We start from the raw sequence: 13,307 nt of genomic DNA, 5'->3' as shown, positions 1-13,307 counted from the left end.
AAGCACCCTGCGGGGTGCTTTTTTTATTGCCGGCCGAACTTGCGCGGCCTTAAAGCGGCACGTTACGGGTGCGGCATTTGCTCGACCATCGCCTGCTGATCAATTTCAACGATTGGTGATACCCCTTTCGCGCCCGATGCGTTCCAATTGAGGGTCGGCGCGCCGCAGGTGCTGGCGCGCGAAGGCATCCATTACAATACCGGTCACTTTGACCTGGTTATCATCCGCGCGGGCTTGGCATCATGCCAACCGCTGACACGCGCGACCGCTCCTGGAAAACCGTACATGAAATTCATCGTCTGGCTGATCCGTGTCCTGGTATTCGTGCTTCTGCTCGTGCTGGCGCTTGCGAATCGCGACCCCGTCACGCTGAACGCGCCCGGAGGATTTCAATGGCAAGCGCCGTTGATCCTGATCGGCCTTGCATTCTTCCTCGTGGGCTTGCTGGCGGGACTGGTTTCGGCTGTGCCGAAGATGCTGCGTTTGCGCATGGAAAACGGGCGCCTCAAGCGCGAGTTGCGTGTCGCACGCGAGACGCCGGTGGTGAAGGAAGAGCCGCCCATGCCGCCACTCATCTAAAGAAATCATTCGCAACTGTCCCGGCGAGCGCCGTGAGGGTTGTTAAAAAGCAGACACCTAACCGACTCTTCGACAAAAGCGCATGGATCTAGACTTCTGGTGGCTGCTCGTCATTCCCGTTGCCTTCGCTCTCGGCTGGATGGCGTCCCGCTATGACCTGAAAACGCTGCTATCCGAAAATGCGAACCTGCCGCGCTCGTATTTTCGCGGCCTGAATTTCCTGCTCAACGAGCAACACGACAAGGCGATCGACGCGTTCATCGAGGTGGCCAAGCTCGATCCCGAAACCATCGAACTGCACTTTGCGCTCGGCAACCTTTTTCGGCGGCGCGGCGAAACCGATCGCGCGATCCGCGTGCATCAGAACCTCTTGAGCCGTGCCGATCTTCCCGTGGCCGAGCGCGATCACGCGCTCTATGAACTCGGTCAGGACTTTCTGAAGGCTGGGCTGCTCGATCGCGCCGAGGAAACTTTCCGCTCGCTCGAAGCCGGCGAATACTCGCTCGGCGCGCAACGTGCGCTTCTGACCATCTACGAAATCGAAAAAGATTGGCCGAAGTCGATCGCGACCGCCGAGCGCATCGAAAAGATGGGCGCGCCGTCGCTGCATATGGAGATCGCGCATTTCCATTGCGAGCTTGCGCAGGAGGCTTTGCAGCGCAAGAATCCGGAAGGCGCGCGCGACGAGTTGAAGCTCGCGCTGGCGTCGAATCCGGATAACGTGCGCGCGACCATTCTCTCGGGCGATGTCGAAGCCGCCGCCGGCAATGTCGAAACGGCCATCGAAAGCTGGAAGCGCGTGGAGGCGCAGAACGAAGCGTATCTGCCGCTCGTCGCCGAAAAGCTGATGAAGGCGTACAGCACGCTTGGCCGCAAGGAAGAGGGCGTCGATTTGTTGATCGATTACGCGAGCCGTTATCCATCGAACGATTTGCTCGATGTCGCGTACAAGCATGTTCAGGAGTTGCGCGGACTCGACGCGGCGCACGCGCTTGCGAGGAAGCAAATGGAAAGCGCGCCGAACCTCGCGGGCATGACGCGTCTGCTCGAAGCGCAGGAAGCGACCGCCGAGGAGCCGCGCCGCGGCGAGCTCGAACTCATGCGCACGCTCGTCAAACAGCGCACGAAGAATCTGCCGCGCTACACATGTCAGACCTGCGGCTTCCGCGCGCGTCTATTTTATTGGCAATGCCCCGGCTGCAGCGGCTGGGAAACCTACGCGCCGCGCCGCGTGGAGCCGATCACCAGTTCCGCCTGAGGGCGGACGCGCTCGAGAGCGCGAGGCGTCGTCTCCGCCACCGGCATTTCAGGAATCAGTTAAAAGCGTATGAAAATCACCATCGTCGGCACGGGTTACGTCGGTCTGGTTACCGGCGCGTGTCTCGCCGAAATCGGCAATGACGTGTTTTGCGTGGATGTCGATCCGCGCAAGATCGATATTCTCAACAACGGCGGCGTGCCGATCCACGAGCCGGGCTTGCAGGAAATGCTCCGGCGCACGCGCGCGGCGGGTCGTATTCAGTTTTCCACCGACGTGCAGGCAAGTGTCGAGCATGGCGAGATTCAGTTCATCGCGGTCGGCACGCCGCCCGACGAGGATGGTTCCGCCGACTTGCAGTACGTGCTCGCGGCGGCGCGCAATATCGGCCGCTATTCGAACGGCTTCAAGGTGATCGTCGATAAATCCACGGTGCCAGTCGGCACGGCGCTGCAGGTCAGCAACGTGGTCGAAGCCGAACTAAAGGCGCGCGGACTGGAAGGTTCGGACGAACACGGCTTCTCGGTCGTGTCGAATCCGGAGTTCCTCAAGGAAGGCGCCGCCGTGGACGACTTCATGCGGCCGGATCGCATCGTGATCGGTATCGACGACGACGAGAACGGCAAGCTCGCGCGCGAGAAGATGAAGCGGCTCTACGCGCCGTTCAACCGAAATCACGAGCGCACGCTTTACATGGACGTGCATTCCGCCGAGTTCACCAAGTACGCGGCCAACGCCATGCTGGCCACGCGCATCTCTTTCATGAACGACCTGTCGAATCTCGCGGACATGGTCGGCGCGGATATCGAAGCGGTGCGACGCGGGATCGGTTCGGACCCGCGCATCGGCTATCACTTTTTGTATGCGGGCTGCGGCTACGGCGGCTCGTGTTTCCCGAAGGATGTGCAGGCGCTCGTTCAGACCGCGCGTGAGAACGGCCATCGGCTGCGCATTCTCGAAGCGGTCGAGGAAGTCAACGACGCGCAAAAGGAAGTGCTCGTCAACAAGATCGTCAGGCGCATGGGCGAGGATCTGCGCGGGCGCACGTTCGCCGTGTGGGGGCTCGCGTTCAAGCCCAATACCGACGACATGCGCGAGGCGTCGAGCCGGCGCATCGTCGAGGCGCTGCTCGCGCGCGGCGCGACCGTGCGCGCTTACGATCCCGTCGCATTGCAGGAAGCCGAACGCGTACTCGCGCTCGATCTGGCCGAGCGGCCCGACGACATCAGGCGTCTGCACTTCGTGCGCTCGCAGCAGGAAGCGCTGACGGATGCGGATGCGCTCGTCATCGTGACCGAATGGAAGGAGTTCAAGAGCCCGGACTTCGCGCATCTGAAGAGCGCGTTGAAAATGCCGGTGATCTTCGACGGCCGCAATCTGTATGAACCGGAAGCGATGTCCGAGATGGGCATCGATTACTACGCAATAGGACGTCCTCATGTCGCTCTCGACAGTAACGGCAAGCGCAGCTGATTCCGCCGACATTCCGGTGGTGCCGCGCGCGCGCATTTCGGCGGCGCGCGTGCTCGTAGTGGGCGACGTGATGCTCGACCGCTACTGGTTCGGCGACGTGAATCGCATCTCGCCGGAAGCGCCCGTGCCTGTCGTGCACGTGCAGCGCAAGGAAGACCGCTTGGGCGGCGCAGCCAACGTCGCGCGCAATGCGGCGGCGCTCGGCGCGCAGGCTGGCCTCTTGTGTGTGGTCGGGCATGACGAACCGGGCGAGCGCATCGTCGAATTGCTGGGCGAGAGCCGGGTCGCGGGCCATCTCGAACGCGATCCCGAACTGCTGACGACCATCAAGCTGCGCGTGCTGTCGCGGCAGCAGCAACTGCTGCGTGTCGATTTCGAAAACACGCCGAATCACGAAGTGCTGGCCGCGTGCCTCGCGCGCTTCGCGGAACTGCTGCCGCAGCACGACGTCATCCTCATGTCGGACTATGCGAAGGGCGGGCTCACGCACGTCACGCAGATGATCAGCGAAGCGCGGCAAGCAGGCAAGCCGGTTCTGGTCGACCCAAAAGGCGACGACTGGGACCGCTATCGCGGCGCGACACTCATCACGCCGAATCGCGCGGAGTTGCGCGAGGTGATCGGGCAGTGGAAGTCGGAAGAAGATTTGCACGAGCGCGTGAGCAAGCTGCGCGCGGAACTCGACCTGAGCGCGCTCTTGCTCACGCGTTCGGAAGAGGGCATGACACTCTTCACCGAGAACCAGGTGCTGCACACTTCGGCCGAAGCACGCGAAGTGTATGATGTCTCGGGCGCGGGCGACACCGTCATCGCGACCGTCGCGACCATGCTCGGCGCGGGTGTGCCGCTCGTCGATTCCGTGGCTTATGCGAACCGCGCGGCGGGTATCGTGGTTGGCAAGCTCGGCACCGCGACCGTCGATTACAACGAACTCTTCGCCTGACTCTTCGGGCAACTCGGGCAACTCCATCATGACCTTCATCGTTACCGGAGCGGCTGGCTTCATCGGCAGCAATATCGTCAAGGCGCTCAACGAGCGCGGCGAGCATCGCGTGATCGCGGTGGACAACCTCACGCGTGCCGACAAGTTCAAGAATCTCGTCGATTGCGAGATAGACGATTACCTCGACAAGACCGAATTCGTCGAGCGCTTCAGGCGCGGCGACTTCGGTCAGGTGCGCGCGGTGTTCCATGAAGGCGCCTGTTCGGACACGATGGAAACCGACGGCCGCTACATGATGGAGAACAACTTCCGTTACAGCCGCGACGTGATGGATATCTGTCTCGCACAGGGCGCGCAGTTTCTCTACGCGTCCTCGGCTGCGACGTATGGCGGTTCGAGCCGCTTCGTCGAAGAGCGCGAATACGAAAAGCCGCTCAACGTCTACGGTTATTCGAAGCTGCTGTTTGACCAGATCGTGCGTCAGGTGTTGCCGAAGGCGGGCAGCCAGATCGTCGGCTTTCGCTACTTCAATGTCTACGGTCAGCGCGAAACGCATAAGGGGCGCATGGCGTCCGTGGCGTTCCACAATTTCAATCAGTTCCGCTCGGAAGGCAAGGTCAAGCTCTTTGGCGAATACAACGGTTATGCCGCAGGCGAGCAGACGCGCGATTTCGTCTCCGTCGAAGACGTGGTCAAGGTGAATCTGTACTTTCTCGATCATCCGGAGAAGTCGGGCATCTTCAATCTCGGCACGGGCCGCGCGCAGCCGTTCAACGACATCGCCTCGACGGTCGTCAACTCGTTGCGCGCACTGAATGGCGAGGCCGCGCTCTCGCTGGCGGAGCTCGTGCAGCGCGGCTTGATCGAATACGTGCCGTTCCCGGATGCGCTGCGCGGCAAGTATCAATGCTTCACGCAGGCGGACCAGTCGCATCTGCGCGCGGCCGGTTACGACGCGCCGTTTCTGACGGTGCAAGAGGGTGTCGATCGCTACGTGCGTTGGCTATTCGGCCAGCTATAAAGGCAATCGAAGTCTCTCTACACTGGGTCTCGCGGTCGGCACTGTTCGCCGGCCGGTTCTTCTGGAGACTCAGTCATGTTCAAGCAAGCATTCTCAACGATCGTCGCGCTCGCGCTCACCTTTTCCATCGGTTCCGCGCTCGCGGCGGTCGATGTCAACACCGCCAACGCCGACGCCCTGCGCGGCATCAAGGGCATCGGCCCGGCCAAGGCGAAAGCCATCCTCGATGAACGTCAGGCGCACGGCCCCTTCAAGGACGCGTCCGATCTCGGCTCGCGCGTGAAGGGCATGGGCGGCAAGACCGTATCGCGCCTGGAGGCCGAAGGACTGAGCATTGGCGCGGCGCCGAAAGCGGCAGCGCCCAATTCCGTGAACGCGACGCCGGTCTCGGCATCGACGGCGGCGAAGCCCGTGGTCGCCAAGAAATAGCCGGCGGCTCTTTCCTCGCATCAAAAAAGCTCCTTCAGCCTCGGATGGTTTGGGCTCCCCGCGGTCTGTCTCGTCGCGGGGTTTTTGCATGAACGCCGATGCGCCCGGCATTCCATCCGTGCAAGAGGGGTGAAGAACATGGAAAGGACCGCTGGGCTACAATCGACGGATTCCCATACCAAATCCCCACGAAGATCGCACGCGGTGTGACCTTTTCGGCGGGATATGAATCCGGTCCGCTTATGGCTTACATGACTATCGAAGACACGATCGGCAACACGCCGCTCGTGCAACTCGTCCGCGTCGTGGACGATGAAATCCGCAGCCGCAACAACGTCGTTCTCGGCAAGCTGGAAGGCAATAACCCGGCGGGATCGGTGAAAGACCGTCCGGCACTGTCGATGATCAGGAAAGCTGAGGAACGCGGCCGCATCAAGCCGGGCGACACGCTGATCGAATCGACGAGCGGCAACACCGGTATCGCGCTTGCCATGGCTGCGGCAGTGCGCGGCTACAAGATGGTGCTGATCATGCCGGAGGACTTGTCCATCGAGCGCCGGCAGAGCATGGGCGCGTATGGCGCGCAGATCATCCTCACGCCGGTCACGGGCGGCATGGAATACGCACGCGATTTGGCCGACCAGATGCAGCGCGATGGCCGCGGCATCATCCTCGATCAATTCGCCAATCCGGACAATCCGCTCGCGCACTACGAAACCACCGGGCCGGAACTGTGGAAGCAGACGGAAGGACGCATCACGCACTTCGTCTCGTCGATGGGCACCACGGGCACGATCATGGGCGTGTCGCAGTTTCTGAAAGAGAAGAACGAGCAGATCGAGATCGTCGGAGCGCAGCCGGAGGAAGGCTCGCGCATTCCGGGCATCCGCAAATGGCCGGAAGCGTATCTGCCGAAAATTTTCGATCGTAGCCGCGTGGATCGCGTCGAGAACGTGAGTCAGGCAGCGTCGGAAGCGATGGCGCGCCGGCTGGCATCGGTCGAAGGCATCTTCGCGGGCATTTCGTCGGGCGGCGCGTGCGAAGTCGCGCTGCGCGTGGCGCGTCAGGTCGAGAACGCGACCATCGTGTTCGTGGTGTGCGATCGCGGCGACCGCTATTTGTCTACAGGCGTGTTTCCCGCGTGAGTCCTTCCGCGGCCGCAATGAAAAAACCCCGGCGCGTCGGGGTTTTTGCTTGGTGCCAGAGAAGCTCTTACTGCGCGCCTGTTGCCATGCGCGCCTTCACGGCCTCGCCAAGCTGATACACCGCGAGCGCATAAAAGAAGCTGCGGTTATAGCGCGTCAATGCATAGAAGTTCCTGAGCCCGAGCGTGTATTCGGTGGCGCGGCCCGGCGTGGGCAAATCGACGACCGTAAGCGGCGTGCCGGCTTCGGCATCGACATTAAGGCCCGGCTGGTCGATTATCATGCCCGCTTTCGTCAGTTGCGCGAGCGACCAGCGCGGCTCCGGCTGACCGTTCGCGGCCGCTTCCGCGATACCCTGACTGCCGACATCGCCCGCGATTTTCCACACCACCGGGCGCCCGGGTTCCCAACCGTTCTGCTTCAGATAATTCGCGACACTGCCGATGGCATCCGCCGGACTCGTGCGCAGATCGATACGGCTGTTGCCGTCGTAATCCACTGCGTATTGCACGATGCTGCTTGGCAGAAACTGCGGAATGCCGATCGCGCCCGTGTACGAGCCGAGCACGGTGGTCGGGTCGATTTGCGCGTCGCGCGTCCAGACCAGCAGGTCTTCGAGATTCTTGCGGAAGGTCGCCTGACGGTCCACGCGATTCGGCACATTGGGGTAGTCGAACGTGAGCGTGGTCAGCGCGTCGAGCGCGCGGAAGTTGCCCATGTATTTGCCGTAGATCGTCTCCACGCCGATGATCCCGACGATCACTTCCGGCGGCACTCCGAACTGCTCGGAGGCGCGCTGCAGCGTCGCCTGATTCGCGCGCCAGAATTTCACGCCTGCGTTGATGCGCACCGGCTCGATGAAGCGCGCCTGATACGCGCGCCAGTTCTTGGCGGACGGCGTGGGCGAAGGCAGCACTAGCTTGACTGCCGTCGCCGAATAACTGACGTGATTGAAGAGGTCGTGCAGCGCGGCGGAGTCGAAATCGTAGCGCGCGACCATGTCGTTGATGAACGCATCGACATTCGGGTTATTCGCGTAGCGCTGCGGAACGATCTCTTCCTCGAAATCCTGTCCTTGCGGCGTTGCGGTTTGCGGTTGCTGCGACTGCGCCCACGCGCTGTTGCCGCCAAACGTGGCGATCGCGCAAACGAACGAGGCGAGAAGGGCGCGCTTGAGCGAGACAGGAGAGACGAACGGGGCGAACTGAAAAGTCATAGTCTGCGTGGTTGTGCGATAAGGGGCGTAGCCGGATGTTCGAACGGTCAGACGCCTGCTGAACGGTGCAACGATCCGCAACGTTTCTCAACGGAACGCAGCGGCCGGCGACATGCCGTGCACGCATGCAAGGCTGCCTTCGGCTCGGGGCAGTATAACCGACGCATGGAGCCCGGACTGCCGTGGAGAGCGAGAAGGCGGCCGTTTCGAACGGTGTGGTAACTTAACGTCAAATGCGCGGTGCGGGATACGCGTATGACGAAAAAACACGAGACGAGAGCCGACCCCGACGGCACTGCGAGACATCATGGCCACCGGCTTTTACTCCCACCCCGACTGCCTCAAGCATGACAACGGCGAGTGGCATCCCGAATGCCCGGCGCGTTTGCAGGCGATTGAAGATCAACTGATCGCAAGCCGCATCGACATGCTCGTCGAGCGCGAGGAAGCGCCGCTCGCCGGCGAAACCGACCTAGCGCGCGTGCACACGCAGTCGCATATCGATTACATCAAGAGCCGCACACCCGAGCATGGCAGAAGCGAACTCGACCCGGATACGTCGATGTGTCCGCAGTCGTATCGCGCGGCCTTGCGTGCGGCGGGCGCGGCGATCGCGGCGACCGATGCCGTCATCGAAGGCCGATACGAAAACGCGTTTTGCAGCGTGCGTCCGCCGGGTCATCATGCCGAGCCCGCGCGCGCGATGGGCTTTTGTCTCTTCAATAACGTGGCCATCGCGGCGCGGCACGCGCTCGAAGTGCACGGTCTGCAGCGCGTCGCCGTGATCGATTTCGACGTGCATCACGGCAACGGCACCGAAGCTGCGTTCACGGGCGACTCGCGCGTCATGATGTGCAGCTTCTTCCAGCATCCGTTCTATCCGTTCACGGGCGCGGACAATCACGCGTCGAACATGGTCAACGTGCCGCTGCCCGCGCGCACCAAGGGCATGGCAGTACGCGAAGTGGTCGACCTGATGTGGCTGCCGCGCCTCGAGGAATTCAAGCCGCAGATGCTGTTCGTCTCGGCGGGCTTCGATGCGCACCGCGAAGACGATCTCGGCAACATGGGACTCGTCGAGGACGATTACGCGTGGATCACCGAAAAGATTCGCGCGGTGGCCGAGCGTCATGCACAAGGGCGCATCGTCAGTTGTCTCGAAGGCGGCTACAACCTCTCGGCGCTCGGGCGCAGCGTCGTCGCGCATCTGCGAGCGCTGGCCGAAATCTAGCCTGTCACGGATGCGTGCGCGCATAGTCGGCGCGCACGAGCGTCCAGTCGATGAGCGCGCGAATCACGCGATCGCGGTCCAGGTCGTTGAGCGTCTCGTGATAGCTGCCGTCGACCATTTCGAGCGTGCTGTCGGTCGAGCCCGCGTTGGCTTCGAATTCACGGCTGCCGGCCGGATCGCAGATGACATCCGCCGTGCCATGAAACACCAGAAGCGGCAACTTGATGAGATCGCGCTTTGCCGCGATGCGCTCCATCGCCGCGAGAATCTGCGCGCCCGTGCGAGCCGGAACCGGACCGTGATGCACGAGCGGATCGCGCCGGTTCGCCTCGACGACGCCGGGCGCGCGCGAGAGCAGCGCGGGATCGATCGAGAACGCGGGCCAGCGCGGCATCAGCGTGCCGACGATGCGGTTGAGCGTCGTCTTCCAGCGCGGCGTGCCGCTGCCAATGCGCAATGCCGGGCTCGACAAAATCAATCCAGCCAACTTCTTCTCGCTCCCGCGTTCGGCGGCATGGAGCGCGGCAATCGCGCCGCCCATGCTGTGGCCCATCAGAAAGAGCGGCGTGTCCGCGGGCGGTGTCGTGGCGCAGGCTTCGAGAAGCACTTCGGCATCGAGCAGATAGTCGGTGAAGACGCGCACCCACGCACGCTCGCCCGACGACTTGCCGTGACCCCGCAGATCGATTGCGAACAGTTCGATGCCCGCCGCGTTGAGCACTAGCGCCAGCGCGTCGTAGCGGCCGGCGTGTTCGGCAAGGCCATGCACGAGCGCGATGCGCGCTGTCGGCTCCAGTGGAGGCTTCGGCTGCCAGCGGTGCAGAAAGAGTTCGACGCCCTGGCGTGTGGTGACGGTGCTGGTGGAGTAGACGTTGGTTGGCATGCGGTGAGCTTCGAAGTGATCGGCTGCGGCCAGGCATCAAGCAAATTCGATTCAGTAATTAAATCATCGAAATTCATTATTAAACAGAATGTTGATGCTCCGGTAAAATCCTGCGGCTGAACAGCAACGAAGTTAGGGCTGAACAGCAACGAAGTTAGAACGAGCGGCGGCTGGCTGCGCGGACGCTACAGTGTCCGCGAAAGCCTCCCGCCGTTTGTATTTTCCGGACCACGCATGAATCACGTCCTGGTCGAATGATCGAAATCCGCAATCTCTCACAGCGTTTCGCGAGCCCACGAGGCTGGGTCGAAGCGCTACACAACGTCAATCTGACGATTCCCGCCGGCGAAGTGTTCGGCATCATCGGGCGCAGCGGCGCCGGTAAGAGCACGCTGGTGCGCACCATCAACCTGCTGACGCGACCGAGCGAAGGCAGCGTCGTGGTCGATGGCCGCGATCTCATGACGCTCGGCAAGCACGACTTGCGCGCCGCGCGCCGTGACATCGGCATGATCTTTCAGCATTTCAACCTGCTGTCGTCGCGCACGGTGTTCGACAACGTGGCGCTGCCGCTCGAACTCGCGGGCAACAAGCGCGCGGAGATCGAGGCCGTGGTGTTGCCGCTGCTCGAACTCGTCGGCCTCACCACGCACAAGGACAAATATCCCGCGCAAATCAGCGGCGGGCAGAAGCAGCGCGTGGGCATCGCGCGCGCGCTTGCGAGCAAGCCAAAAGTGCTGCTCTCCGATGAAGCCACCTCCGCGCTCGATCCCGAAACCACGCGTTCCATTCTCGACCTGCTGCGCAAAATCAATCGCGAGCTCGGGCTCACGATCGTGCTCATCACGCATCAGATGGACGTCATCAAGCAAGTGTGCGATCGCGTCGCCGTGCTCGATGCCGGGCGCGTGGTCGAAGAGGGCAAGGTGGTCGATGTCTTCATGCAACCGCATCACGAAGTCACGCGCGCGCTGATCGGCGATGTCATCGCGCACGAGTTGCCGCCCGCGCTCAAGGTGCGCGTGGCCGAGCGTCTCAAGACCGGCAGCGGCCATTTGCTGCGGCTCGCGTTCACGGGCTCGGGCGTCGATCAGCCCATTCTCTCCGAGACCATCCGCCGCTATGAGCTCGACTTCAATATCCTGCATGGCCAGATCGACGAGATTCAGGGCCAGGCGTTCGGCTCGCTCGCGGTGCTCGCGGGCGGTCAGCCGGTGAAGGTCGCCGAGGCGATTACTTATTTGCGCTCGCAAGGCGTCGTGGTGGAGGAGCTTTCCCATGTTGAGTGAAATGTTCGACATGTTCGTGCAGTCGTTCTGGGAGACGCTGATCATGGTCGGCATCTCCGGGCTGATCGGCGCGGCGCTTGGGCTTCCGCTCGGCGTGCTCCTGTATCTGACGGATCGCGACGGCGTGCTGCCCAACCTCGCCGTGAATCGCGTGCTCGGCGGCATCGTCAATGCCGTGCGCTCGACGCCGTTCATCATTCTGCTCGTCGCGGTCATTCCCTTTACGCGGCTCGTCGTGGGCTCGTCCATCGGTACGGCGGCGGCTGTCGTGCCGCTGACCATCGCGGCCGCGCCGTTCATCGCGCGGCTCGTCGAAACCGCGTTGCGCGAGGTGGATCGCGGGCTCATCGAAGCCGCTCAGGCCATGGGCGCGACCACGCGACAGATCGTCTTCAAGGTGCTGCTGCCGGAATCGTTGCCGGGCGTGGTGGCGGGGCTGACCATCACGTTCGTTTCGCTTGTCGGTTATTCGGCGATGGCCGGTGCAATCGGCGGCGGCGGGCTGGGCGACCTCGGCATCCGCTACGGTTATCAGCGCTTCTTGCCCGAAGTGATGCTCACGGTGGTCATCATCCTCATCGTGTTCGTGCAGCTCGTGCAGTCGTTCGGCGACTGGCTCGTGCGCCGTCTCAGTCACAAGTGAAGTTCGCATCAACCTCATAACGAAAGGTCAGTTCATGCAACGTCGATTCATTCTGAAGTTCGCCGCCGCGTTGTCCGCGGTCATGCTGGTCAGCGGCGTCGCGCATGCCGAAGACGCGATCAAGGTCGGTGTGACGGGCGGGCCGCACGCGCAGATCATGGATGTCGTGAAGCAGGTCGCGGCGAAGAACGGCCTGAAGATCACGGTCATCGAGTTCTCGGACTATGTGCAGCCGAACGCCGCATTGTCCGCGGGCGACCTCGACGCGAACAGCTATCAGCACTTGCCGTATCTCGATGCACAGGTGAAGGATCGCGGCTACAAGCTCATCAAGGTCGCCGACACGGTGACGTTCCCCATGGGCATCTACTCGAAGAAGATCAAGTCGCTTGGCGAGTTGCAGAACGGCGCGCGCGTTGCGGTTCCGAACGATCCTACCAACGGCGGCCGCGCATTGCTGCTGCTGCAAAAGCAAGGCTTACTCAAGCTACGCGCCGATGCCGGATTGAAGGCGACGCCCATCGATATCGTCGAAAATCCGAAGAAGCTGAAGATCGTCGAACTCGATGCCGCGCAGATTCCGCGCTCGCTCGCCGACGTGGACGCCGCCGCGATCAACACGAACTTCGCGATGGAAGCGGGTCTCAAGCCGAACGCGGATGCCATCGCGATCGAAGATCCGCATGGTCCGTACGCCAACATCATCGCCATTCGCGCGGTGGACAAGGACAAGCCTTGGGTTGCGAAGCTGGTGGCCGCGTATCACTCGCCGGAAGTGAAGCAGTTCATCGCCGGCAAATACTCGGGCGCGGTGATTGCCGCTTGGTAACCCAGCGAAAAGCGGGCTGCGGGTTTTTTGGGATAGTGAATAGAACGGTCGTTCGATATTATTCGGCGTATGCCGATCGCGCGTCGCCTCGCCCACCCGTTTCGGCGGGGGAAGCGCACACGCAGCGCTCGTATAATGTGAGGCTGGGTTGACTCAATCGATCGCCGAATCCGCAAGGAATCGGAAGAACAAGCTTCCTCCGCCAGCGCGGAGAGACCCTTTTGGAGCGTGTGGATGAAAATTCTGGTGCCAGTCAAGCGCGTGGTCGACTACAACGTGAAGGTCCGGGTGAAGTCGGACAACACGGGTGTCGATATCGCCAACGTGAAGATGTCCATGAACCCGTTCGACGAGATCGCCGTGGAAGA

At 62.2% G+C, this 13,307-nt stretch carries 13 protein-coding genes and 1 pseudogene; 12 read left to right on the top strand and 2 right to left on the bottom strand.

What is annotated here, in order from left to right; translation table 11 throughout:
- Positions 1 to 285: 285 nt before the first annotated feature.
- The 7 genes from NCT03_RS10415 (at position 286) to cysM (ending at position 6,848) form a co-directional block, all read left to right on the top strand.
- Positions 286 to 579 carry a LapA family protein gene (locus NCT03_RS10415; RefSeq protein WP_244825914.1) on the top strand — a complete coding sequence of 98 codons (294 nt, stop codon included), beginning with the start codon at positions 286 to 288 and terminating at the stop codon, positions 577 to 579.
- Between the two features lie 82 nt (positions 580 to 661).
- Positions 662 to 1,837 (top strand): lipopolysaccharide assembly protein LapB, encoded by a 1,176-nt coding sequence (gene lapB / locus NCT03_RS10410; protein ID WP_244825912.1) that lies wholly within the window; start codon positions 662 to 664, stop codon positions 1,835 to 1,837.
- Between the two features lie 69 nt (positions 1,838 to 1,906).
- Complete coding sequence (locus tag NCT03_RS10405; protein ID WP_250465319.1) at positions 1,907 to 3,310, top strand: UDP-glucose dehydrogenase family protein; 1,404 nt, start codon at positions 1,907 to 1,909, stop codon at positions 3,308 to 3,310.
- Positions 3,276 to 4,253, top strand: coding sequence for a D-glycero-beta-D-manno-heptose-7-phosphate kinase (rfaE1, locus tag NCT03_RS10400; protein WP_244825909.1), 978 nt, complete (start codon positions 3,276 to 3,278; stop codon positions 4,251 to 4,253). The genes NCT03_RS10405 and rfaE1 overlap by 35 nt, the downstream gene beginning before the upstream one ends.
- Before the next feature lie 28 nt (positions 4,254 to 4,281).
- Positions 4,282 to 5,274 (top strand): ADP-glyceromanno-heptose 6-epimerase, encoded by a 993-nt coding sequence (rfaD, locus tag NCT03_RS10395; RefSeq protein WP_250465318.1) that lies wholly within the window; start codon positions 4,282 to 4,284, stop codon positions 5,272 to 5,274.
- A 75-nt stretch (positions 5,275 to 5,349) separates the two neighbouring features.
- Positions 5,350 to 5,703 (top strand): ComEA family DNA-binding protein, encoded by a 354-nt coding sequence (locus NCT03_RS10390; protein WP_250465317.1) that lies wholly within the window; start codon positions 5,350 to 5,352, stop codon positions 5,701 to 5,703.
- 242 nt (positions 5,704 to 5,945) lie between these two features.
- Positions 5,946 to 6,848 (top strand): cysteine synthase CysM, encoded by a 903-nt coding sequence (cysM, locus tag NCT03_RS10385; protein ID WP_250465316.1) that lies wholly within the window; start codon positions 5,946 to 5,948, stop codon positions 6,846 to 6,848.
- A 67-nt stretch (positions 6,849 to 6,915) separates the two neighbouring features.
- Here cysM and mltB read toward each other — a convergent pair whose 3' ends face one another.
- Entirely contained in the window at positions 6,916 to 8,064 is a 1,149-nt protein-coding gene (mltB, locus tag NCT03_RS10380) for a lytic murein transglycosylase B (RefSeq protein ID WP_244825905.1), read from the bottom strand.
- Between the two features lie 307 nt (positions 8,065 to 8,371).
- Between mltB and NCT03_RS10375 the strand changes: the two genes are divergently transcribed.
- Positions 8,372 to 9,295, top strand: coding sequence for a histone deacetylase family protein (locus NCT03_RS10375; protein WP_250465315.1), 924 nt, complete (start codon positions 8,372 to 8,374; stop codon positions 9,293 to 9,295).
- Between the two features lie 4 nt (positions 9,296 to 9,299).
- On the opposite strand, the gene NCT03_RS10370 is transcribed toward NCT03_RS10375, so the two are convergent.
- Complete coding sequence (locus NCT03_RS10370) at positions 9,300 to 10,178, bottom strand: alpha/beta hydrolase (protein WP_250465314.1); 879 nt, start codon at positions 10,176 to 10,178, stop codon at positions 9,300 to 9,302.
- A gap of 254 nt (positions 10,179 to 10,432) precedes the next feature.
- Between NCT03_RS10370 and NCT03_RS10365 the strand changes: the two genes are divergently transcribed.
- The 4 genes and pseudogenes from NCT03_RS10365 to NCT03_RS10350 form a co-directional block, all read left to right on the top strand.
- Positions 10,433 to 11,467 carry a methionine ABC transporter ATP-binding protein gene (locus NCT03_RS10365; protein WP_250465313.1) on the top strand — a complete coding sequence of 345 codons (1,035 nt, stop codon included), beginning with the start codon at positions 10,433 to 10,435 and terminating at the stop codon, positions 11,465 to 11,467.
- Positions 11,457 to 12,110, top strand: a complete 654-nt coding sequence (locus NCT03_RS10360) for a methionine ABC transporter permease (RefSeq protein WP_244825900.1) — start codon at positions 11,457 to 11,459, stop codon at positions 12,108 to 12,110. The genes NCT03_RS10365 and NCT03_RS10360 overlap by 11 nt, the downstream gene beginning before the upstream one ends.
- Positions 12,111 to 12,144: 34 nt before the next feature.
- Complete coding sequence (locus NCT03_RS10355) at positions 12,145 to 12,939, top strand: MetQ/NlpA family ABC transporter substrate-binding protein (protein ID WP_250465312.1); 795 nt, start codon at positions 12,145 to 12,147, stop codon at positions 12,937 to 12,939.
- Positions 12,940 to 13,173: 234 nt separating this feature from the next.
- A pseudogene (locus NCT03_RS10350) lies at positions 13,174 to 13,307 on the top strand (electron transfer flavoprotein subunit beta/FixA family protein); the annotation flags it as partial.

The organism is Caballeronia sp. GAWG1-1 (genome assembly GCF_023631465.1).
Lineage (GTDB): Bacteria > Pseudomonadota > Gammaproteobacteria > Burkholderiales > Burkholderiaceae > Caballeronia.
Note: the sequence above shows the minus strand (reverse complement) of the source record. Positions and strands in the feature narration are given on the sequence as shown.

What these genes read in the sequence shown, in the direction of transcription:
- NCT03_RS10415 (WP_244825914.1), top strand. Translation starts at nt 286, where the DNA reads ATGAAATTCATCGTCTGGCTGATCCGTGTCCTGGTATTCGTGCTTCTG.
- lapB (WP_244825912.1), top strand. Translation starts at nt 662, where the DNA reads ATGGATCTAGACTTCTGGTGGCTGCTCGTCATTCCCGTTGCCTTCGCT.
- NCT03_RS10405 (WP_250465319.1), top strand. Translation starts at nt 1,907, where the DNA reads ATGAAAATCACCATCGTCGGCACGGGTTACGTCGGTCTGGTTACCGGC.
- rfaE1 (WP_244825909.1), top strand. Translation starts at nt 3,276, where the DNA reads ATGTCGCTCTCGACAGTAACGGCAAGCGCAGCTGATTCCGCCGACATT.
- rfaD (WP_250465318.1), top strand. Translation starts at nt 4,282, where the DNA reads ATGACCTTCATCGTTACCGGAGCGGCTGGCTTCATCGGCAGCAATATC.
- NCT03_RS10390 (WP_250465317.1), top strand. Translation starts at nt 5,350, where the DNA reads ATGTTCAAGCAAGCATTCTCAACGATCGTCGCGCTCGCGCTCACCTTT.
- cysM (WP_250465316.1), top strand. Translation starts at nt 5,946, where the DNA reads ATGGCTTACATGACTATCGAAGACACGATCGGCAACACGCCGCTCGTG.
- mltB (WP_244825905.1), bottom strand. Translation starts at nt 8,064, where the DNA reads ATGACTTTTCAGTTCGCCCCGTTCGTCTCTCCTGTCTCGCTCAAGCGC.
- NCT03_RS10375 (WP_250465315.1), top strand. Translation starts at nt 8,372, where the DNA reads ATGGCCACCGGCTTTTACTCCCACCCCGACTGCCTCAAGCATGACAAC.
- NCT03_RS10370 (WP_250465314.1), bottom strand. Translation starts at nt 10,178, where the DNA reads ATGCCAACCAACGTCTACTCCACCAGCACCGTCACCACACGCCAGGGC.
- NCT03_RS10365 (WP_250465313.1), top strand. Translation starts at nt 10,433, where the DNA reads ATGATCGAAATCCGCAATCTCTCACAGCGTTTCGCGAGCCCACGAGGC.
- NCT03_RS10360 (WP_244825900.1), top strand. Translation starts at nt 11,457, where the DNA reads ATGTTGAGTGAAATGTTCGACATGTTCGTGCAGTCGTTCTGGGAGACG.
- NCT03_RS10355 (WP_250465312.1), top strand. Translation starts at nt 12,145, where the DNA reads ATGCAACGTCGATTCATTCTGAAGTTCGCCGCCGCGTTGTCCGCGGTC.